The organism is Ruminococcus bovis, from assembly GCF_005601135.1.
GTDB lineage: Bacteria > Bacillota > Clostridia > Oscillospirales > Acutalibacteraceae > Ruminococcoides > Ruminococcoides bovis.
In genome coordinates, this window is record NZ_CP039381.1 from 1,279,179 (window position 1) to 1,301,156 (window position 21,978).

At 31.7% G+C, this 21,978-nt stretch carries 20 protein-coding genes; 16 read left to right on the top strand and 4 right to left on the bottom strand.

Going from position 1 to position 21,978, the window contains the following annotated elements:
- Positions 1–69: 69 nt before the first annotated feature.
- A complete protein-coding gene (locus E5Z56_RS06000) occupies positions 70–1,998 on the bottom strand; it encodes an NAD(+) synthase (protein WP_138157016.1) in 1,929 nt (642 codons plus the stop codon).
- A gap of 102 nt (positions 1,999–2,100) precedes the next feature.
- Positions 2,101–2,685, bottom strand: a complete 585-nt coding sequence (locus tag E5Z56_RS06005; protein WP_138157017.1) for a YARHG domain-containing protein — start codon at positions 2,683–2,685, stop codon at positions 2,101–2,103.
- A 210-nt stretch (positions 2,686–2,895) separates the two neighbouring features.
- Here E5Z56_RS06005 and trkA point away from each other — a divergent pair, with 210 nt between their 5' ends.
- Positions 2,896–4,251: a Trk system potassium transporter TrkA gene (trkA, locus tag E5Z56_RS06010; protein WP_138157018.1), complete on the top strand. Its 1,356-nt coding sequence runs from the start codon at positions 2,896–2,898 to the stop codon at positions 4,249–4,251.
- Positions 4,248–5,699: a TrkH family potassium uptake protein gene (locus E5Z56_RS06015; protein ID WP_138157019.1), complete on the top strand. Its 1,452-nt coding sequence runs from the start codon at positions 4,248–4,250 to the stop codon at positions 5,697–5,699. Before trkA ends, E5Z56_RS06015 begins: the two co-directional genes overlap by 4 nt.
- Before the next feature lie 63 nt (positions 5,700–5,762).
- Here the strand turns inward: E5Z56_RS06015 and E5Z56_RS06020 are convergent, their stop codons facing one another.
- Together E5Z56_RS06020 and E5Z56_RS06025 are read right to left on the bottom strand one after the other, a co-directional pair.
- Positions 5,763–6,410 carry a 4'-phosphopantetheinyl transferase family protein gene (locus E5Z56_RS06020; RefSeq protein WP_138157020.1) on the bottom strand — a complete coding sequence of 216 codons (648 nt, stop codon included), beginning with the start codon at positions 6,408–6,410 and terminating at the stop codon, positions 5,763–5,765.
- Between the two features lie 35 nt (positions 6,411–6,445).
- The gene (locus E5Z56_RS06025) at positions 6,446–6,841 is read right to left on the bottom strand and encodes a hypothetical protein (protein WP_138157021.1); all 396 of its coding nucleotides are present in this window, start codon (positions 6,839–6,841) and stop codon (positions 6,446–6,448) included.
- Positions 6,842–7,052: 211 nt separating this feature from the next.
- Here E5Z56_RS06025 and alr point away from each other — a divergent pair, with 211 nt between their 5' ends.
- From alr to E5Z56_RS06095, 14 genes are all read left to right on the top strand, one after another.
- A complete protein-coding gene (gene alr, locus E5Z56_RS06030; protein WP_138157022.1) occupies positions 7,053–8,216 on the top strand; it encodes an alanine racemase in 1,164 nt (387 codons plus the stop codon).
- Positions 8,217–8,466: 250 nt separating this feature from the next.
- Positions 8,467–9,918 (top strand): sugar transferase, encoded by a 1,452-nt coding sequence (locus E5Z56_RS06035; RefSeq protein ID WP_138157023.1) that lies wholly within the window; start codon positions 8,467–8,469, stop codon positions 9,916–9,918.
- Positions 9,919–9,928: 10 nt separating this feature from the next.
- Positions 9,929–10,951: a dTDP-glucose 4,6-dehydratase gene (gene rfbB / locus E5Z56_RS06040; protein WP_138157024.1), complete on the top strand. Its 1,023-nt coding sequence runs from the start codon at positions 9,929–9,931 to the stop codon at positions 10,949–10,951.
- Complete coding sequence (gene rfbD / locus E5Z56_RS06045) at positions 10,951–11,865, top strand: dTDP-4-dehydrorhamnose reductase (RefSeq protein ID WP_138157025.1); 915 nt, start codon at positions 10,951–10,953, stop codon at positions 11,863–11,865. The genes rfbB and rfbD overlap by 1 nt, the downstream gene beginning before the upstream one ends.
- A gap of 19 nt (positions 11,866–11,884) precedes the next feature.
- On the top strand, positions 11,885–12,487 hold the full coding sequence (rfbC, locus tag E5Z56_RS06050) for a dTDP-4-dehydrorhamnose 3,5-epimerase (protein ID WP_022505066.1): 603 nt from the start codon (positions 11,885–11,887) through the stop codon (positions 12,485–12,487).
- A gap of 18 nt (positions 12,488–12,505) precedes the next feature.
- Entirely contained in the window at positions 12,506–13,645 is a 1,140-nt protein-coding gene (locus E5Z56_RS06055; RefSeq protein ID WP_138157026.1) for a glycosyltransferase family 4 protein, read from the top strand.
- A complete protein-coding gene (locus E5Z56_RS06060; protein ID WP_175405393.1) occupies positions 13,638–14,750 on the top strand; it encodes a glycosyltransferase family 1 protein in 1,113 nt (370 codons plus the stop codon). Before E5Z56_RS06055 ends, E5Z56_RS06060 begins: the two co-directional genes overlap by 8 nt.
- Complete coding sequence (locus tag E5Z56_RS06065) at positions 14,750–15,739, top strand: glycosyltransferase family 2 protein (protein WP_138157028.1); 990 nt, start codon at positions 14,750–14,752, stop codon at positions 15,737–15,739. The genes E5Z56_RS06060 and E5Z56_RS06065 overlap by 1 nt, the downstream gene beginning before the upstream one ends.
- Before the next feature lie 43 nt (positions 15,740–15,782).
- Entirely contained in the window at positions 15,783–16,886 is a 1,104-nt protein-coding gene (locus E5Z56_RS06070) for a glycosyltransferase (RefSeq protein WP_138157029.1), read from the top strand.
- 14 nt (positions 16,887–16,900) lie between these two features.
- Complete coding sequence (locus tag E5Z56_RS06075) at positions 16,901–18,025, top strand: EpsG family protein (protein WP_138157030.1); 1,125 nt, start codon at positions 16,901–16,903, stop codon at positions 18,023–18,025.
- Between the two features lie 20 nt (positions 18,026–18,045).
- Positions 18,046–19,026, top strand: a complete 981-nt coding sequence (locus E5Z56_RS06080; RefSeq protein WP_138157031.1) for a glycosyltransferase family 2 protein — start codon at positions 18,046–18,048, stop codon at positions 19,024–19,026.
- An 8-nt stretch (positions 19,027–19,034) separates the two neighbouring features.
- The gene (locus E5Z56_RS06085; RefSeq protein WP_138157032.1) at positions 19,035–19,874 is read left to right on the top strand and encodes a polysaccharide pyruvyl transferase family protein; all 840 of its coding nucleotides are present in this window, start codon (positions 19,035–19,037) and stop codon (positions 19,872–19,874) included.
- Positions 19,875–19,885: 11 nt separating this feature from the next.
- A complete protein-coding gene (locus tag E5Z56_RS06090; RefSeq protein ID WP_175405394.1) occupies positions 19,886–20,380 on the top strand; it encodes an acyltransferase in 495 nt (164 codons plus the stop codon).
- Positions 20,381–20,405: 25 nt separating this feature from the next.
- Entirely contained in the window at positions 20,406–21,968 is a 1,563-nt protein-coding gene (locus E5Z56_RS06095) for a lipopolysaccharide biosynthesis protein (RefSeq protein ID WP_138157034.1), read from the top strand.
- Positions 21,969–21,978: the final 10 nt, after the last annotated feature.

Genomic DNA, 21,978 nt, shown 5'->3' on the forward strand with positions numbered 1-21,978 from the left:
AAATTTAGATAGTATAAAAATAAGGGTTGCACTTCTGTGCAACCCTTTTAGTATGCTTATTATTCTAAATTATAAACTTTCAACCTCATCAAGCCATAGCTTTGCACTTGAGTCTGTTGGCATACGCCAATCACCTCTTGGAGAAAGGCAAACTGAACCAACCTTTACACAGTCAGGTAGGCAACTTCTCTTGAATTGTTGAGTGAAGAATCTATGATAGAATGTTTTTAACCACTTCTTAATTGTGTCCTTGTTAAATTCACCGTCAAAAGCAGTAACTGCAAGTGAATAAATCTTCTTTGGTCTAAAGCCAAAACGAAGAACATAGTATAAGAAAAAGTCATGTAATAAATATGGACCAACCTTTTCTTCTGTTTTCTGAGCAATTTTGCCATCCTTAGTAGGTGGTAAAAGTTCCGGAGAAATCGGTGTGTCAATAATATCTTCAAGAGTAGCTGTGCTGTCATTAAAGATATTGTTCTTTGCTACTGCATCAATCATCCATTTAATAAGTGTTTTAGGAATTGATGCATTAACACCGTACATTGACATATGGTCAGCATTGTATGTGCACCAACCAAGTGCAAGTTCAGAAAGGTCACCTGTACCTACAACAATACCACCAACCTTGTTGGCAACATCCATCAGTACCTGAGTTCTTTCTCTGGCTTGTACATTTTCATAAGTAATATCGTGTACTTCTTCATTGTGACCAATGTCTTTCATATGCTGACGACAACTGTCTGCAATAGGAATTTCCATTGTAGTAATGCCAAGTGTTCTCATTAGGTCAAGGGAATTGTTGTATGTTCTGTCTGTTGTACCGAAACAAGGCATTGTAACACCAACAACATCTGTCATTGGTTTTCCCATTCTGCGACAAACTTCACCACATACAAGTAGTGCTAGGGTAGAGTCAAGTCCACCACTTACACCAACTACCATTTTGCCACCGATAACAGAAATTCTCTTTCTTAAGCCCTCAACTTGCATTGAGAAAATTTCTAAGCATCTTTCAAGTTTTTTGCTATTGTTTGACGGTACAAATGGTGTTCTGTCAATATAGTACATTTCACCCTTAGTAACAATCTCATTATCACTTAAATAATCCACATTTACTGTGTCAAATGTGGAAAACATATTGTTTGTGATACAGTCTTTATATGACTTGTTCTTTAATCTGTCAAAACGAATTTTACCTAAATCTGTATCTGTAATTAGTAGGTAGTTGTTTTCAATAATTTCTTTGTTTTCCTTTAAGATAACACCATTTTCACAAATAATTGAGTGACCACTGTAAATAAGGTCTTGGGTGCTTTCTCCTGAACCGGCTGAACAATATACATATGTTGCAATGTTGCTACCACTGTTTTGTTTAACCATTGAGTTTACATAATCTCTCTTGCCAATAAGTGCATTACTTGCTGATAGGTTAAGGATAATTTCAGCACCTGACATAGAAAGTACAGTTGATGGTGGAATAGGTGTCCATAGATCCTCACAAATTTCTACACCAAATGTAAAGCCCTTTGCATCAAATACATTTTGTGAGAATGGTACTTCTTCACCGTCAAAATTAATAAAACTGTCTTCTGTGTCCATACTTGTACTGAACCATCTTTTTTCGTAAAACTCATTGTAGTTAGGTAAGTAAGTCTTAGGTACAATACCGTAAACAGTACCCTTAGAAATTACAACGGCACAGTTGAAAAGTTGATTTTTGTGTTTAATAGGAGCACCTACAACAAAGATACCCTTTAGCTTTTCTGACTTTTTCTTAATTTCAATTAGACTTGAATATGTTTTGTCAAGTAGTTCTTTCTGAAAGAATAAGTCTTGACAAGTGTAACCTGTAATAGATAATTCAGGAAAAACAGTAATGTCAACATTTTCTTTACTTGACTTTTCCATCATTTTAATATGTTCTTCAGTATTCTTTGTAGTATCTGCTACAGTAGTTTTGATTACTGCTGATGCTACTCTTACAAAATCGTTCATAATAAACCTCGTAATGTTTTACTAATATTATAAGCATATTTTATTAGTTTTATAGGTTGTTGTCAATAAAAAAGGGCAAGTAAAAACTTGCCCAGGTGTTTTTTATCTGTATTGTGCCAGTAGGTTTTTGTTGTAGTTGTCATCTGCACTAAAGAGTGATTCAACAGTTGTTTCTGAATTGTATCTTGGTACATACCATGACTGACTTTCATAATAAGCCTGAATACTCTTTGTTTTGAATATGTAACCGTAACTTGCATAAATGTCGTTGATTTTGTTCTGAATTTCTGTCTTAGACATTTTGCTAACTTCACTTGCAGTTAGTCGGTTACTGCTTGGTGCAACATACTTTGTTGTTGGAGCAACATACTGTGTAGTAGGTGCAACATACTGAGTAGTTGGAGCAACATACTGTGTAGTAGGTGCTACATACTCTGTAGTAGGAGCAACATACTTAGTTGTTGGCTGTGTATAAGGTTTAGTTGTTTTCTTAGTAGTTGATGGCTTTGTTGTAGCCTTTGTAGATGAGGTTGCCTTAAAGCTAAATGATACAGACTGAGAAACTGTTACAGTAGGTTCTTTTGGTTCGCTACTTGAACTGTTGTTATTATCTGTACTACAACCTGCAAATACTAGTAGTGCAGAGGATAAAGTCACAATAGATAAAATAGTTAAAAACTTTTTCAAAATTAATATACCTCCTTAATAGTACATATTTAACTTTACTTTAACAAATAAAATAGACTAAGTCAATAAAAAAGCGACAATTGTAGAAAATGTTCCAAAACTGTAATAATTTTTCTGTTATATTGGGACTTTTTAGGTTTGATTTTTTGTTTCATAGTGATATAATAATGCTGATATATTATAAATTACAAATTACAGGGGTATTGTGTAATGAATGTTATTGTAATCGGTGCCGGTAAGATAGGCAAATGCCTTATTAGCAGCCTGAGAGAAGAAAACCATGATGTTGTTGTGGTAGATATTGATGAACAGAGAGTTGACAGAGTTGTTGATGAACAAGATGTCAACGGTGTACTTGGTAACGGTACTCAGTGTGATACTCTGAAAGAAGCAGGAGTTGAGAACGCTTACCTTGTAATTGCTACAACATATTCTGATGAAATAAATATCCTTTCTTGTTTAATCGCAAGAAAAATGGGTGCAAGACATGCTATCGCAAGAGTTAGAAGTCCTGAGTATGTTAATCAGATTGACTTTATGAGAAATGAACTTAGCATTTCTATGATGGTTAACCCTGATATGAGTGTTGCTTCGGAGATTTCCAGAATTCTAAAATTCCCTACTGCAACTAATTATGAAACCTTTGCTAATGGCAAAATTGATATGATTGAAATATCTATCAAGGAAGGTAACAATATTATTGATAAACCTATTTATGAGATTTCTCAGATTTACGGTAATGAATTCCTAATTTGTGCCGTAAAGCGTGGTGAAGAGGTATTTATCCCTAACGGTAACTTTATTATCAGAGAAAAGGATAATATCTATATTACCGGTATCCATAAGCAAGTTGTAAACTTCTTAAAGGGTATGGGAATCTTAAAAGATAAGGTTAAGAATGTTATGATAATCGGTGGTTCAAAGATTTCCTTTTATCTTGCTGCAATTCTTGCAAAGATGAGTATTGATGTTACTATCATAGAAAAGAATAGTGACAGATGTAAGTTCCTTGCCAGTAATCTTCCTGAAGCCAGAGTTGTGCTTGGCAACTCTGCTGACCATAAACTTCTTATTGAAGAAGGCATTGACAGATGTGATGCAGTTGTTACTGTTACAGACAGTGATGAGGCTAATTTCCTTGTTGCTATGTATGCACAGAACTTGCATGTTCATAAGCAAGTAACTAAAATTAATGAACCTGAGTTTTTCCAGCTTTACGAAAAGGTAATGGGAGAAAGTGCGATTTCACTTAGTCAGGTAACTTCTTCTACTATTGTTAAGTATTTAAGAGCAAAGCTTAATGCTAATAGTGACCAGATTAGAAACCTATATAAACTAATGGGTGGTAGAATTGAGGCTATTGAGTTTATTACTCCAAATGATGCTGATTATTTAGGAAAGCCAATTCACACTTTGAAGTTTAAGAAGGACCTTCTTGTTGCAGCAATTAGCAGAAAGAAAAAGATTATTTTCCCTAACGGTGATGATATAATTGAGGCCGGTGACTCAATTATCATTGTTACTAAGAGTAAATCAATTCGTTCAATCGAGGATATATTTGTATGAATTACAGAGCAGTAGTAAATGTACTTGGCAAGATAATGTTTATGGAAGGTACTTTGATGATACTTCCACTTATCGTTGCTATTATTTATGGTGAATATGATACACTGATTGCATTTTTGATTCCAATAGTTATTTTAGTTAGTGTTGGACTTGCTTTTGGTGTGAAAACCCCAAAGAATAAAATGCTTCTTGCTAAAGAAGGTTTTATGATTTGTGGTCTTGCGTGGATATTTATGTCAGCATTTGGTTGCTTACCATTTGTTATTTCAGGTATGATACCTAATTATCTTGACGCATTTTTCGAAACAGTTTCCGGTTTAACCACAACCGGTTCATCAATCTTAACTAAGGTTGAAGGTAATCCTTACGGATTACTATTTTGGAGAAGTTTTACTAACTGGATAGGTGGTATGGGTGTTATTACATTCTTAATGGCTATTGTACCTCAGGGTGATGGTCAGGCAATGCACCTTATGAGAGCTGAAGTTCCGGGTCCTAAAGCCGGTAAAATTGTTAGTAAACTAACTGATACGGCCAGAATTCTTTATATTCTGTACTTTATCTTAACTGCACTTGAGATTATTATGTTAATGTTCTCCGGTATTGGCTTTTATCACAGTGTTGTTACTGCCTTTGCAACTGCCGGTACAGGTGGTTTCTCGGTAAAGGATGCATCTATTGCCGGTTATCACAGTCCATATGTTGAATATGTAGTTGCAACATTTATGCTATTATTCGGTGTAAACTTTAACTTATATTTCTTTATGATACTAAGAAAGTTTAAGGCAGTGCTACAAGATACCGAACTTAAAGTTTACTTAGGAATGGTAGTTGCAAGTATCACTTTGATATGTATTAACTTGCTATCAACAGGCAAAATAGCATTTGAAACTGCATTTAGAGATTCTTACTTTACAGTAACTTCCATAGTCAGTACCTCAGGTTTTGTAACGGCTGACTTTGAACAATGGTCTGTATTCTCTAAGGTAATACTAATCAGTTTAATGTTTGTCGGTGGTATGGCCGGTTCAACTGCCGGTGGTATGAAAGTTACAAGAATTGTACTGTACTTTAAGCAGATGATAAGAGATATTAAACAGATGGTACGCCCTAGACAGGTTATGAGTGTTAGAATAAACAAAAAAAGTGTTGATAACAGTATCCTAAAGGGTATTAACACTTACCTAGTTATTTATGTGTTTATTCTTTTAACAAGTACTTTACTTGTCAGTATTGAGGGACAGTCCCTTGTAACTACATTTACTTCAGTAGTTACTTGTTTCAACAACATTGGTCCCGGTATGGATGGTGTTGGTGCAACTTCTAACTTTGCACATTTATCTGTTTTAAGCAAGATTGTTCTTTCTTTCGATATGCTTGCCGGTAGACTTGAGATTTTCCCTATGATGATTTTACTAATTCCATCAACTTGGAAAAGAAGAGTTTAATTAAAAATTAATATAAATACAAAAATGGCACTTCATTTGAAGTGCCATTACTTTTGTTATTGCTTATTTAGTTTCTTCTAATTTAAAGATTTCATCGGTAACATCTTCCAAAGTTTCTGCAAATCTGTTGTCTTCACTACAAACAGAAAGCTTATAACCGGAAACATCATATTCCTTAAAGTAGTAGAAATTTCTGTTGATTCTGTTGTCAATTCTGATTTTTTCATCATCAATATGAATTGTAAACCTCTTTAAATCTTTGCCAACACCTGAACCGATGCATTTTAGAAATGCTTCCTTTAAAGTCCAAATCTGTGTAAATGTTTTGTCCGGGTCATAGCTACGGTCAATTTGTACACATTCATCAAGTGTAAAGAATCTTGGTGCAATGTGCTTGTTGCCTCTCTGCATAAGTTCAATATCAACACCGACAGGTTCTGTACCACCTTTTGTCAGTACAACATACTTACCACTATGACTAATGTTAAATTCAGTATCGTTATTCTTAGGTTTGCCGTTTTTGTTTAGAGAATGAACATCTCCAACATATTTTTTGATTAATAGTCCGGCACCTAAAGATTGCTTTTGTTTTGTAAAGGTTCTTAATTTTAATATTTTTTCTTTTCTGGTGTCATCGACCTGTTCAAGTAACTGTTCAAATAGCTCTTTGCTATCCAGTGGGTCGGTATTTAAGATAAATGTTTCAACCATAATTTTCTCCTTTTGCAAAATTTAAATTTTGCATATCACTCTTTACTATCCATTTCTATATTAGGATTTGCTTGTTTAATTAATATGGCTAGGAAAAACAGAATTTTAAAGAATAGAAATATTCCGGCAAAAATCATAACTACCCATCCAAATAAATGGGTAACTGAACCTAAAGAAAAGCACAGAACAAATGCAAGTCCTATTACAATAAATTCAACTACTGATGCTATTTTTGGTACAAAAATAAGCATTGCCAAAAAACAAGCATATAAAATCAGTACAGTAACTTTGGAAGAAGAACTCAGTAGCCATCTGCATACTTGGTCAATTGGTACTAGCATTGCAAGTAATGGAATAATTATCTTAAAGATTATAAAGAAACTTCTTCCGAATTTTTTACATATAAAATCAAAAAAATTTACTAATAACATATCTTTTCCTCTATTTCATATATAATAAATTTTAACATATTTAATAGAAAAAGTCGAGAGCTTATAAGGGTTAATGTTCTCTATATTTTTAGAATATTATAGTACAAAAATCTGAAATATAAAAGTAGTTAAATAAAAAACTTAAATAAACTTGATTATCCTTGTTTGGAAATGTATAATTATAAAGAATAAACGAAAAGAAGTGTTTACAATGGAAAAATATTATAGAGCAAAAGCTAATATAAATTTGGATGCAATCCATCATAACTTTCAGTTAGTTAAAGACAGTATCAAAGAAGGTACTCAGCTTATGGCAGTTATCAAGGCTGACGGTTATGGTCACGGTGCAAAACAAATTGCAAAGTATTGTGACGACTTAATTGATAGATATGCAGTTGCAGTTGTAGAAGAAGGTATTGACCTTAGAGTAGCCGGTTTTACAAAGCCTATTAATCTTTTGGGATATACCGATAAATTACAGTATGAAGATGTAATTAACTATGATTTAATACCTGCGATTTTCTCTTATGATATGGCAAAGGACTTTTCTGATACAGCAGTAAAGATGAATAAGTTTGCAATATGTCACCTAGCACTTGATACAGGTATGAGCAGAATCGGTTTTGCCGATACTGATGAAAGTGTTGAAGTGATTAAGGAAATTGCAAAATTGCCTAACATTAAGATTGACGGTATGTTTACTCATTTATACAGAGCTGATGAAGTCGATAAGAGCATTGCTATTGACCAGTATAACAGATTTATGAACTTTAAAGAAAAGCTAGAGAATGAGGGAATAGAGCTTAAGAATTGCCATGTTAGTAACTCAGCAGCTATTATGGAACTACCTGATATGAATCTAAATATTGTTCGTAGTGGTATTATCAACTATGGTCTATATCCTAGTCATGAAATGAGAGAAGAAGATTTTAAGATTATTCCTGCTATGGAACTAAAAACTTCTGTTTCATTTGTTAAGACTATCAGCAAAGGTGTTGCAGTTGGTTACGGTGGTACTTATGTTGCTGATAAAGACACAGTAGTTGCTACTGTACCTGTTGGTTATGCTGACGGTTATCCTCGTTCACTAAGTAACAAAGGTCAAGTTCTTATTCACGGTAAGAGAGCTAACATTATCGGCAGAGTTTGTATGGATCAGTTTATGATTGATGTTACAGATATTCCAAATGTTAAGGTTGGAGATACAGTTACTTTAGTAGGCAAAGATGGTGATGATTTCTTATCTTGTGAAGAAGTAGCTGAAACAGCCGGTTCATTTAACTATGAATTTGTTTGTGATGTAAGTAAGAGAATTCCTAGAGTGTATTACTTTAACGGTGAAATAGTGGATGAAGTCCATTATGTTGGAATTTAATAGAATTTTAAGGGTATCTAGTTGCAGATGCCCTTAATTTTTGCCGTTATTTGGCATATATCTTTTATTTGATAACAACTTATAGTCAAACTCTTATAAATGTTTATTATAATTTACATTATTTTGGTTATTCGATACATTGAAAGAACAATTATTATCTTGTATAATATTATATGTATATTTGTGTCTAAAAATGTAGATACAATGGGCTTTTAAGGCGATTTGTGGAAGAATTTGTTGGAGGGGTACTGTGTATAAAAAGCGGTATCAAAGTTGGCGAAAGCATTTTGACTTTTTATTGTTAGATTTATTTTGCTTACATTTGGCTTATTTATTTTCATATTTAATAATTTTTAAAGGGCAAAACCCTTATGGAAATACATTTTATAACAATGCATTACTTGTTGTAACGCTAATTGATAGTGCAGTTATTGTTTTTTATCAGACCTTCAGAAATGTAATACAGAGAGATTTGTTTAAAGAAATTTCTATAACGGTTAAACATTCAATAATAGTTGCGTTACTTTCTATTATTTCAATCTATATTACAGATACAACTAACTATTACAATAGATACTTATTGCTATTGATGTTTGTATTCTATGTTGTAATCACTTTTACTGTAAGATGTTTATGGAAACTTTTTCTAACTAAAAGAGCAACTAACGGTGGCAAAAGAAAACTATTTATTGTTACAACAGAAAGTTTAATGGAAACTGTACTTGACAATATCAGAAATAAAAATTATCAAAGATATAACATTGTAGGTATTTCTGTTATTGACAAGGATTTAAAAGGTGAATACATTGATGGTGTAAAGATTGTTGCAAATAGTGATGATGTATATGAGTTTGTTTGCAAGAACTGGGTTGATGAAGTATTTATTAACCTAGACCAAGAACAACCTTATCCTACATTCTTGGTTGATATGTTTGAAGAAATGGGTGTTATCACTCACATTAAGTTGTTTAATGAGAATAATACTTTAGGTAGAAAACAGTTTGTTGAACATATGGCGGGTTACACTGTATTAACAACAACAATTAACTATGCTTCACCTTTCCAACTACTTGTTAAAAGACTTATTGATATTGTAGTCGGTATTATCGGTTGTGTTTTAACAGGCATTTTAACACTGATTATCGGTCCGTTAATTAAAAAGGCTGATCCGGGTCCAATATTCTTTGCTCAAGAAAGAGTTGGTGAAAACGGTAAAACATTTAAAATGTATAAATTCCGTAGTATGTATATGGATGCTGAGGAAAGAAAGAAGGAACTTGAAGAACACAATAAAGTTGGTGATGGTCTTATGTTTAAGATGGATGAAGATCCAAGAATTATTGGTTTTGAAAAGTTACCGGATGGTACAACCAAGAGAGGTATAGGTAATATTTTAAGAGATACAAGCCTTGATGAGTTTCCTCAATTTTTAAATGTACTAAAGGGTGATATGAGTTTAATCGGTACTCGACCACCAACAGTTAATGAAGTGCAGAAGTATGAACTTCACCACAGAGCAAGACTTTCTACAAAGCCGGGTATTACAGGTTTGTGGCAGGTTAGTGGAAGAAGTGATATTACTGATTTTGAAGAAGTAGTAAAACTTGATACACAGTATATCCAAAACTGGTCTTTAAGTTATGATGTGAAAATTATTTTAAAAACCATAAAAGTAATCCTTAAAAGAGAAGGTTCCATGTAAGGAGTAAAATATGAAAGGTATTATTTTAGCAGGTGGTTCCAGTTTTATCGGCTCAAATTTCGTATTTCATATGCTAAATAAATATCCGGATTATAGAATTGTATGTCTTGATAAGCTAACCTATGCCGGTAACTTATCAACACTTGCACCGGTTATGGATAACCCTAACTTCCGTTTTGTAAAGGAAGATATTTGTGACAGAGAAGCAGTTTATAAGCTATTTGAAGAAGAACATCCTGATATGGTTGTAAATTTTGCAGCAGAAAGCCATGTTGACCGTTCTATTGAAAACCCTGAAGTTTTCCTAGATACTAACATTAAGGGTACTGCTGTTCTTATGGATGCTTGTAGAAAGTATGGTATCAAGCGTTATCATCAGGTTTCTACAGATGAAGTCTATGGCGATTTGCCACTTGACAGACCTGATTTATTCTTTACAGAAGAAACACCTATCCACACAAGTAGTCCATACAGTTCATCAAAGGCAGGTGCTGACTTATTAGTTCTTGCTTATCACAGAACATATGACCTACCTGTAACAATCAGCCGTTGTTCAAACAACTATGGTCCATATCACTTCCCTGAAAAGCTAATTCCACTTATGATTGCTAATGCTTTAGCCGATAAGCCACTTCCTGTTTATGGTGAAGGCTTAAATATTCGTGACTGGTTATATGTTGAGGACCATTGTAAGGCTATTGACTTAATCATTCACAATGGTAGAGTTGGTGAAGTTTATAATGTTGGTGGTCATAACGAAAAGAGAAACATTGACATTGTTAAGATTATTTGTAAAGAACTTAATAAGCCTGAAAGCTTAATTACATATGTAACAGATAGAAAGGGTCACGATATGCGTTACGCTATTGACCCTACAAAGATTCACAACGAACTAGGTTGGCTACCTGAAACTAAGTTTGAAGACGGTATAAAAAAGACAATTCAGTGGTATCTTGATAACCGTGAATGGTGGGAAACTATCATTAGTGGTGAATATCAGAACTATTACGAAAAAATGTATGGTGACAGATAATGAAGGTTTTAGTAACAGGTGTTGCAGGTCAGCTTGGTCATGATGTAATGAACGAACTTCATAAAAGAGGTTATGAAGGTGTAGGTTCAGATATTGCACCTAAGTACAGTGGTGCTGATGACGGTACAGCAGTAACAAAGATGGACTATGTACAAATGGATATTACTAATAGCCAAGAAGTAACTGAAACTATCAAAAAGGTAAATCCTGATGTAGTTGTTCATTGTGCTGCTTGGACTGCAGTTGACTTGGCAGAAGAAAGTGAAAATAAAGAAAAAGTAATGGCTATCAATGTTGGTGGTACAGAAAACATTGCAAAGGTTTGTAAAGAACTTGATTGCAAAATGGTTTATATAAGTACCGACTATGTATTTGACGGCTATGGTACAAGACCTTGGAATGAAGATTGCAAGGACTATGCACCACTTAATGTATATGGTGAATCTAAACTTATGGGTGAAAAGGTTGTTAGCCTAAACCTAGAGAAATACTTTATTGTAAGAATTGCATGGGTATTCGGTGTAAACGGCAATAACTTTATCAAAACTATGCTTAATGTAGGTAAGAAGTTTGATACCCTAAAGGTTGTTAATGACCAAATCGGTACACCAACATATACTTATGATTTATCAAGACTTTTAGTTGATATGATAGAAACCGATAAGTATGGTTACTACCACGCAACTAATGAGGGTGGATATATTAGCTGGTATGATTTTGCTTGTGAAATCTTTAAACAGGCAGGTTATAACACAAAAGTGAATCCTGTAACTACTGAGGAATACGGTGTGTCTAAGGCTAGACGACCATTTAACTCAAGACTTAACAAAACTAAATTAGTTGATAATGGATTTACTCCACTACCTGAATGGAAAGATGCTTTAAGCAGATATTTGAAAGAAATTGATTATTGATTTATAAGAGGTAAGAGAAATGGGACAGATTAAAGTAACAAAGTGTCCAATCGAAGGACTATATATTATTGAACCTGCAGTACATGGTGACAACCGTGGTTATTTTATGGAAACATATAACCAGAACGATATGCACGAAGCAGGTCTTGATATGGTATTTGTACAAGATAACCAAAGTATGAGTACAAAGGGTGTACTAAGGGGTCTTCACTTCCAAAAGCAGTACCCACAAGGTAAACTTGTAAGAGCTATTAAGGGTAGAGTTTTTGATGTGGCAGTTGACTTGCGTTCAGGTAGCGAAACATACGGTAAGTGGTATGGTGTTGAACTAACTGAAGAAAATAAAAAGCAGTTCTATATTTCAGAAGGTTTTGCTCATGGTTTCCTAGTTCTTAGTGATGAAGCAGAATTTTGTTACAAGGTTACCGACTTTTATCATCCGGGAGATGAAGGTGGTCTTGCTTGGAATGACCCTGAAATTGGTATTGAATGGCCTGAACTTGAAGGCAACTATGACGGTACTTGTGAAGTAGGTAATTATCACCTAAAAGACGGTACAAAGCTAAACCTAAGCGATAAAGACCAAAAGTGGTTAGGTTTAAAGGATACATTTAAGTTTTAATTGTGGGAGAACATAACAATGCATAAGAAAACTAAAGTTTTACATATTGCTCAAGCAGCAGGTGGTGTAGATAGATATTTACAATCACTACTTAAGTATTTTGACAGAGAAAAATTTGAAAATGTATTGGTATGTTCAAATGACTTTGAAGAAAAAGACTATAAAAATATAGTTGACAAATTTATTGTTGTAAAAATGCAGAGAGAAATCAGTGCAAAGGCTGATTTCTCTGCTATTAAATCTGTACGAAAAATAATAAAAAATGAAAAGCCTGACATTGTTTATGTACACTCTAGCAAAGCCGGTGCAATCGGTAGAATTGCAGACTTTGGTATTAAAAATAAAGTTGTATATAATCCACATGGTTGGGCTTTTAATATGGATTGTGGCAGTAAGAAAAAGTTGATGTACAGAATGATTGAGAAGTTTTTGTCACCGTTAACTACTGATTTTGTGTGTATTTCCGATGCTGAGAAAGTTTCTGCACAGGAGAACAAAATCGCAAAAGATAAAAAATTAAATGTAATTCTAAATGGTATTGATATTGAAAATTGTGAAAAACAATTAGCAAATTCAGTTACAAGAGAAAGTCTTGGTATCAAGGAGGATGCATTTGTAATCGGTCAGGTAGGAAGATTGTCACTTCAAAAGTCACCTGATATTTTTATTCAATCAGCAGTAAAGGTTAAAGAAAAGATAAAAAATGCCCATTTTGTTCTTGTTGGCGATGGTGATATGAAAGAAGAAGTGCTTTCATATGCAAGAGAAAAGGGCATAGAAAATTCCCTAACTATTACCGGTTGGGTAGATAATCCGTTAAGTTATGTTGGACTTTTTGATATAGCTACTTTGCTTTCAAGATGGGAAGGTTTTGGCCTTGTATTGCCGGAATATATGCTTGCGAAAAAGCCTATTGTTGCTTGTGGTGTAGATGCTATACCTACAGTTATTGATAATAACAAAACAGGTGTGCTGGTAAAACCTGAGTCACCAAAAGAAACTGCTGATGCTATTTATAAGATTTATAGTGATAACGAATTTAGAAATCAATTAATAGAAAACAGCACTAAAGCAGTATATGAAAAGTTTGATGCAAAGAGAGTGTCATTAGAAACAGAAAAATTATTTTTAAACGATGAGGAAAGTATTAATGAATAATAAAATAAAGATAGCACAGTCAGTAACAAGATTAGAATTTGGTGGCGTTGAGAGTATTCTTTTGAATTACATTTCTCACATGGACAAAGAAAAGCTCGATTTTCATATTATTACACAAGATATAAATGTTGATGGTTGTATTAAGCAGTTTGAAGATGCAGGCGTAAAGGTACATATTGTAACACATAAAAATAAAAGTATTGTAAAGAATTTCTCTGATTTAAGGAAATTAATGAAAAAAGAAAAGTTTGATATTGTACATAGTCATATGACGTTGACAAACTTTACAGTATTGTTTTTTGCAAGATTAGCAGGTGTAAAGGTGAGAATTTCTCATTCACATAATGCCTTTAAAACAAACAGTTTTGTAAAAAAAGTTACTTGGAAAGTGCTTAAGGTAGTAAATAAAATTTGTGCTAATGTATATGCTACTTGTGGTTATGATGCAGGGGTATTTATGTTTGGCAAAAAAAATATGGACAATGGTAATGTTTATATGATGAACAATGCTATTGACCTTAATAAGTTTAAATATAATGAAGAAATCCGAAATAAAATAAGAAAAAAATACGGCATTAATAACGAAATATGTATTGGTCATATTGGTCGTTTTATGGAACAAAAAAATCATTTATTTTTGGTAGATATTTTTGCTAAATTTTTAAAAATCCATCCGGATGCAAAGCTAATGTTAATTGGATCCGGAGAATTAGAAGAAAATGTAAAAGAATATATAAAAGAAAAGAATATTGAAAGTTCTGTAATTTTTACAGGCAATATTACAAACGCCAATGAATGTTACCAAGCAATGGATGCTTTTGTATTGCCATCTTTATTTGAAGGTTTGCCGGTAGTATCAATCGAAGCACAAGCTGCTGATTTAAAGTGTTTAGTATCTGATAGAGTTGACAAGAAATGTGCAATTACAGATAATATTGAATTTTATTCAATAGAAAAGTCACCAGAAGAATGGGCAGAAAAGATTGACAGTATGCTGGGTGTACCTAGAGAAACCAATGTGTTAAATGACATAAGAAAAGCTCATTATGATATTGAAAAAGAATCAAAAGAACTTGAAAAACTATATATAGGAGAATTTGAATAATGGATAAAAATATTTTTCTTAAAATATCAGTAATAATACCTGCTTATAATGTAGAAAAATATATTGAAAAATGTGTAAATAGCATTTTAGAGCAAAGTTTCAGTGATTTTGAAATTTTGTTAGTTGATGACGGTTCAAAGGATAACACTCCGAAAATTTGTGATGAATTAGCCAATAAAGACAGTAGAATAACTGTTATTCATAAAGAAAACGGTGGACTGTCAGATGCTCGTAACGCAGGTATAAGAAAGAGTGTAGGAAAGTATTTAGCATTTGTTGATGGTGATGATATTGTAGATAAAGATTATTTACAAGAGCTATATAGATTAATAACACTTGAAGATAATATTTCAGTCTCTATTGTTGGTGGAGTGGCATTTGGTGAAAATTCAAAACCTAAGGGCAGTAAAGCCACCTTTTCAAAGGTGGCAACAAGTGAAGAAATAGTTAGAAAAATATGTCTTTGTGATGATATTGACCACACGGCTTGGGGAAAATTATTTTCAGCTGAATTGTGGAAAGATTTTAAATATCCTGTTGGAAAATTATACGAGGATTATTTAACTACATATAGGGTGCTTTCAAAAGTTGATAAAATTGCATATAGTGATGCAAAAATGTACTTTTACATTCAACATAATGAATCAATAATGCATATGAAGTGTTCCGAAAAAACCCTTGCTGTTCTTGATGTTGCTGATCAAGAAACAGAATTTATGCTAAAAACTTGGCCTAATATTAGTGATGAAATTATGAATTTAAAAGTAAGAGTTTATTTAAAAAATCTTCAGCAGATTTTAAATAGTGGTATGGATGATTTTCCAGATTACCAAATAAGAATTATTAAATTTATAAAGACTAATTCAGGTTATTTGTTAAAGTCTAAAAAAATAAGAAAAGCTGAAAAGGTAAAAATTTTATCATTGCTAATTAATAAAAGATTGTTCTTGAAACTATACAATAAGTTTGATGGTAGTGTATCAGTTTAAAATAATTTTGATTATAATGATAAATATGGATTAAGAGGAGATTATGATGGTAAGAGTATTACATGAACTATTTTCTTTAGACGGTGGTGGAGTAGAAAGATTAGTATATGATTACTATCGGAATATGGATCACAATAAGGTGCAATTCGATTTTGTTATAAGTGATTTATATAAGAAAGGTATTTTTGAAGATTATTTGACTGAACAAGGTTGTAAAATTTTCAAAATTGTAAAAAAAACAGAAAATAAGAAAAAATACTTAAAACAAATTGAAGATATTATTGATAAGGGTGACTATGATGTTATTCATTCTCATTATGGAATTTATGCAGATGAGGTAATGCAAATAGCAAAAAAACATAATATCAAAAAGAGAATTATACATTCTCATGTTGCCTACGAACCTATTACTTTTATGCAAAAAGTGAAAAATATTATACATAAAAGAATAGCATTATCTAATGCAACAGATTTATTTGCTTGTGGCCGAGATGCCGGTGTTTTTATGTGGGGTAAGAGAGCAGTTGAAAGTGGCAAAGTTCACATTATGAAAAATGCAGTTGATACTTCTAAATTTGCATTTTCAAATGAAAAACGCCTTGAAAAAAGAAAAGAACTTGGCGTAGAAGATAAGTTTGTGATAGGTATTGTTGGTAGGTTATCCGAACCAAAAAATTATCCTTTCTTATGGAGAGTATATAAAAAGGTTCTTGAAAAAAGAAATGATACTGCACTTGTAGTTGTAGGAAGAGGAACTGAAGAAAAAGAAATTAAATCTTTAGCTAAAAAGATGGGAATATATGATAAAATAAATTTCCTTGGTGTTAGAGATGATGTTCCTGAATTATTAAATGCTATGGACTTATTTGTTTTACCTTCACTATATGAAGGCTTGCCGGTAGTCCTTGTAGAGAATCAATCAAACGGTTTAATGTCTCTTGCTTCAGATAAGATAACTGATGAAATGGCAGTGACTGATTTAGTAAATTTCTTGCCAATTGAAGGTACAGAAGAGCAGTGGGCTGAAGAAATTTGTAATTACAAACCAACTATCGAAAATAGAAAATCTTACAGACAACAGATTATTGATAATGGTTACGACATTAAAAGTGCAAGTTTAGAAATGCAAAATTTCTATCTTAAATAAAAGGAGATGAACTAATGTTACCTTATATTGTAACATTTACTTTATCCACAGTTTTACTTTTATTCGCCGAAAAATCACAATACAGTATAGTTAGAAGAGTATTTATAATTGTGGGCATATTATTACCAACATTATTAGCCGGTTTTAGAGCCGATACTATTGGTACAGATGTATTAGTTTATGGTAAATCCTCATATTTAGATGCTGTAAATAGCACAGGATTTTCTAATTTTTTCAGTACTAGAGTTACATCAGTTTTATCAGACCCGGCATATTATTTTATTACATATTTACTTTCACTTGTAGTAAAAGATTATCATTTAGGATTTTTTGTTTATTCACTGATTACTTGCGGGTTTATGTATTTTGCATTAAAAAGATGCAAAAAAATGTACAATATACCTATTTGGTTTGGAATGTTGTTGTTTTATTTAACAATATATAACTATTCCTTAAATATAATGAGACAGTGTATTGCAATTTCTATTTTGTTTTATGCTTGGACATATTTAGCCAATAGACAATATAAAATGTATGCATTATTTAATATTATTGCTATACTTTTCCATTCTTCTGCAATAATCGGATTAGTGATTTTACCTATTTATTTGTTATTAAGGGAAAATAGAAACAAAAAAACATCCACAAAGATATTTCAAGTAGGTATTATTGTTGTTGGTATTGCTATTCTATTAGTAGTAGGCACAACTCTAATTGATTCTCTTGTAGGCTTTGGCTTGTTGAGAGATAATTATTTAAATTATCTTACAGGTGGTAGTTTTGCCGGTAACAATGGTGTTGAATTTATGGTGATATTGCAATATGCTATTTGTATTGCTTTTGGTATATTATTCTATAGAAAACTGAAAAATAAAAATATTGAATGTATATTTTTAATTGTTAGTGTTGCTGTTTTATTTATGGCAAATTTCGGTTCTATGATTTCTACTTATATTTCTAGAATCGGCTATTACTTTATGCCGTTTCAAATTTTGTTATTATGCAATACACTTAAGGCTTTTAATAAAAGGTCACGAATTATTTGGGGAACAATTATTATAGGTATAACATTTTTCTTTTGGTGGTATACTTTTGTATTCAGAGGATATAACGAAACAGTCCCATATTTATTTTACTAAAAGTAATAGTAGGTGAAAAAATGAAAGTTAGTTTTATAATACCGGTTTATAATGCTGAGAAATATCTTGAGAGATGTGTAGAATCTGTATTAAATCTAACCGGTATTGATTTTGAATTAATATTGGTTGATGACGGTAGTAAGGATAACTCATGGAATATAATTGAAAATTATATGGTTAAAGATAAAAGAATTAGAGGTATTTCTATTGAAAATCAAGGTGTTTCAAATGCGAGAAATACCGGTATTGATATGGCAAATGGTGAAGTTATAATTTTCGTTGATGCTGATGATTATTTTAATGATAAAGCAGATAGTGTTTTGCGTAGTGTTTTAAAGGATTATGACAGTAGAAAACTTTGTTTCTTTAACTATAATTGTTTTAATGATGATGGAAGTTCGTGGGTGTATCATTATCCCACAATAACTAATACCGACCTAAAATTAGATATTACTAATTTGTTCGTTTTAAATCAAAGTGTAAATAGTTGTTGGTGTAAAGTTTTTAGCACTGATGTTATCAAGAGCAATAATCTTCGTTTTGATAAATCAATGAAAGTTGGAGAAGATGCTTGCTTTGTAATGGAATATCTTATGTGTGTAGATGATTTTGAGTATATTGATGAGCCTATTTATAATTATTATATCAATAGTTTAGGTGCTATGAAAAGTGCAAAAATCAGCACAATTATGGATGAAGTTAAGGTGTATAACACAAGAATAAAGCTTATTAATCACTATAATTTGCACATTAACGAAAAGCAAAATATAGAATTACATAATGAGTATTTTAAAAGTTTTTTAGGGTATACAAAGAGATTTGATAGAACAAAAGGTTTTTCTGAACTTTATTCTGACATAAAAAGATATTATAAAGAGCCTGCAGTAGTTGATATTTTGAAAAATTGTTCGAAGCAAGGTTTAAGCAAAAAACAAGAAATAATGTTGCAGATAATTAAACACAAGTGTTATCTTTTATTTAGTTTGTTGTGCAAAATATAGAGGTTATTATGAAAAAATTTTTGAAAAAGATATATAGAAGAATATTTAGAAATAAACTAAGTATGAACAAGATTGTCTATAAAAAACATTGTATGAATTTAGAATATTGGAAAGACCATACCAATATAGGTGATTTATTATCTAAAACAGTTTTTGATTATATGATTGAAAGAAACAATATTGACATCAATAAGCCGGTAAAGTCATTCACTCATTTTCTGGGTATAGGTTCAATAATAGGTATAAAAGAATTTGATGCAATTATTTGGGGTAGTGGTGTAAATACTATAGCTTTTGCTAATAAAATTTATTCCAAAAGAAAATATGTTAAGTATGATATTAGAGCTGTAAGAGGTCCTATCACTCAACAGATTCTTTTAAATTGTGGTTACGATTGTCCTAATGTATATGGGGATCCGGCAATATTGATGCCACTTATCTATAAACCGAATTGTAAAAAGAAGTATAAAGTTACGGCTATTATTCATTTTTTTGAAAAAAATGTTAAAAAAATCGATGGTGTTAATTATTTAAATGTTGCAACAACAGACTATAAAAATTTTATTGATGTTATAGCCTCATCCGAAAAAGTTGTTTCTTCTTCATTGCATGGTATTATTTTAGCAGAGGCATATGGTGTGCCTACCGTATATATAGGAACTAGAAAAGATGAATTTTTAAAGTATTATGATTATTATTGGTCAACTGAAAGATATTCAGTTAAAGTTGCAAATAATGTTGAAGAAGCTATAGAAATGTCACCTATGCATTTACCAAGTGATGAAATTTATAGAAGAATCAGAAATGATCTAATAAATGCTTTCCCAACTGATGTATGGAAAGTTTGAAAGAGGTTTATATGAATAGATTGAAAATCATGTATTTAAAACTCCGTATTGGAAATAAGTTTAAAAAAGCTTATTATAACTTTATTTATAAAGGGCAATTAATATGGCCAAAGTCAGTTAGTTTCAGAGAAAGACTAGATTTCTTAATAGAAAAGGGTGCTACTTTAACAATAGGTGAACATACTTTTTTTAATAGGGATTGTTCAATTACTGCACAGGAAAAAATTACTATTGGTGATTATTGTATTTTTGGTGAAAATGTAAAGATATATGATCACAATCATATCTTTAAAAATATTCCTGAAACTATTGCAAGACAAGGATTCAAAACAGCACCGATTACAATTGGAAATAATTGTTGGTTTGGTACTAATGTTGTGGTCTTAAAAGGTGTTACTGTTGGAAACAATTGCGTAATATCTGCCGGTTGTATTGTAGATAAGGATGTACCAGATAACTCAATTTTAAAGAGAGATGGTACAATAGAAAAAATTGTTTCTAAATAGTGGTTATATATAGGGAATTGATAAGATGAAGTTAGAGAGAACAAAAAACGCAACAAGAAATATTATTTTTGGTGTTGCATTAAAGTTATATCAAATTGTTCTACCATTTGTAATGAGAACAGTTATGATATACACAATAGGTGTACAGTATTTAGGTCTGAATAGCTTGTTTACATCTATTTTACAGGTGTTAAATATTGCTGAACTTGGTGTTGGCTCTGCAATGGTATTTTCAATGTATGAGCCTATTACAAAGGATGATAATAAAACCATTTGTGCATTAATGAATTTGTATAAGTGGTATTACAGAATAATCGGTGGTGTAATCCTTGTATTTGGTTTGATTTTGCTACCATTTATTCCTAACTTAATTAGTGGCAAAGTTCCTAGTGATATGAATGTGTATGTACTGTATTTGCTAAACCTATTGGCTACAGTATTTACATATTGGCTATTTGCTTTCCGTAATAGTATTTTACAAGCATATCAGCGTACTGATGTTACAAGTAAAGTTACTTTAGGTACAGATACCTTTAAGTATTTATTACAGGTTGTTGGTCTTTGTGTTTTTCATAATTATTATTACTATGTAATTGCACTTCTTGTATCTCAAATTCTTGCAAATGTAATTACTGCATATTTTTCAAAGAAAATGTACCCACAGTATGACCCAATGGGTAAATTACCAAAATCGGAAGTTAAGAAAATTAACAGAAGAATTAAAGATTTGTTTACCTCAAAATTAGGTGGCACAATTGTTAATTCAGCAGATACAATTGTTATTTCTGCTTTCCTTGGACTAACTGCTTTAGCTATTTATCAAAACTATTTCTTTGTTATTACTTCACTTATAGCTTTAATGACTATGGTGTATTCAGCTTGTCTGGCAGGTATCGGCAATAGTATTATTGTAGAAACTTTAGAGAAAAATCTAAATGATTTGAAAAAATTCACTGCACTTATTGTATGGGTTTCAACTGTTTGTACCAGTTGTTTGCTTTGCTTATATCAGCCATTTATTGCATTTTGGGTTGGTAAAGATTTACAGATGGAATATTCAATCGTAATTTGTATTTGTATTTATTTCTTTATATACGAAATAAATCAACTGCTAAATATGTATAAAGATGCTGCCGGACTTTGGCATAAGGATAGATTCAGACCACTTGTAACTGCTCTTGCTAATTTGGCAATGAATATTATTATGGTTCAGTTTTGGGGTTTATACGGTGTTGTACTTTCTACAGTTATTTCAACATTAGTAATTGGTATGCCATGGCTTATTCATAACCTATTTACTGTGTTGTTCAAAAAAGAGCATATGGTAGATTATTTAAAGTTACTTTTTACATTTGCAATTGTAGGTGGAATTATTTGTGCAGTTACAAATATTGTTTGTAACTTAATTACATTTAGCAGTGACCTTGTTACTCTTGTAGTACGAGGTATAGTTTGTGTAGTTATCAGTAATGTTTTATTTATTGCAGTATTTAGAAAGAATAAAAGATTTGGTGAAGCAATTTATCTAATTGAAAAAATGTTTAAAGGAAAACTTCCTTTACATAAAATTTTACCAAAGAATAATTAAAAGGTAGTGA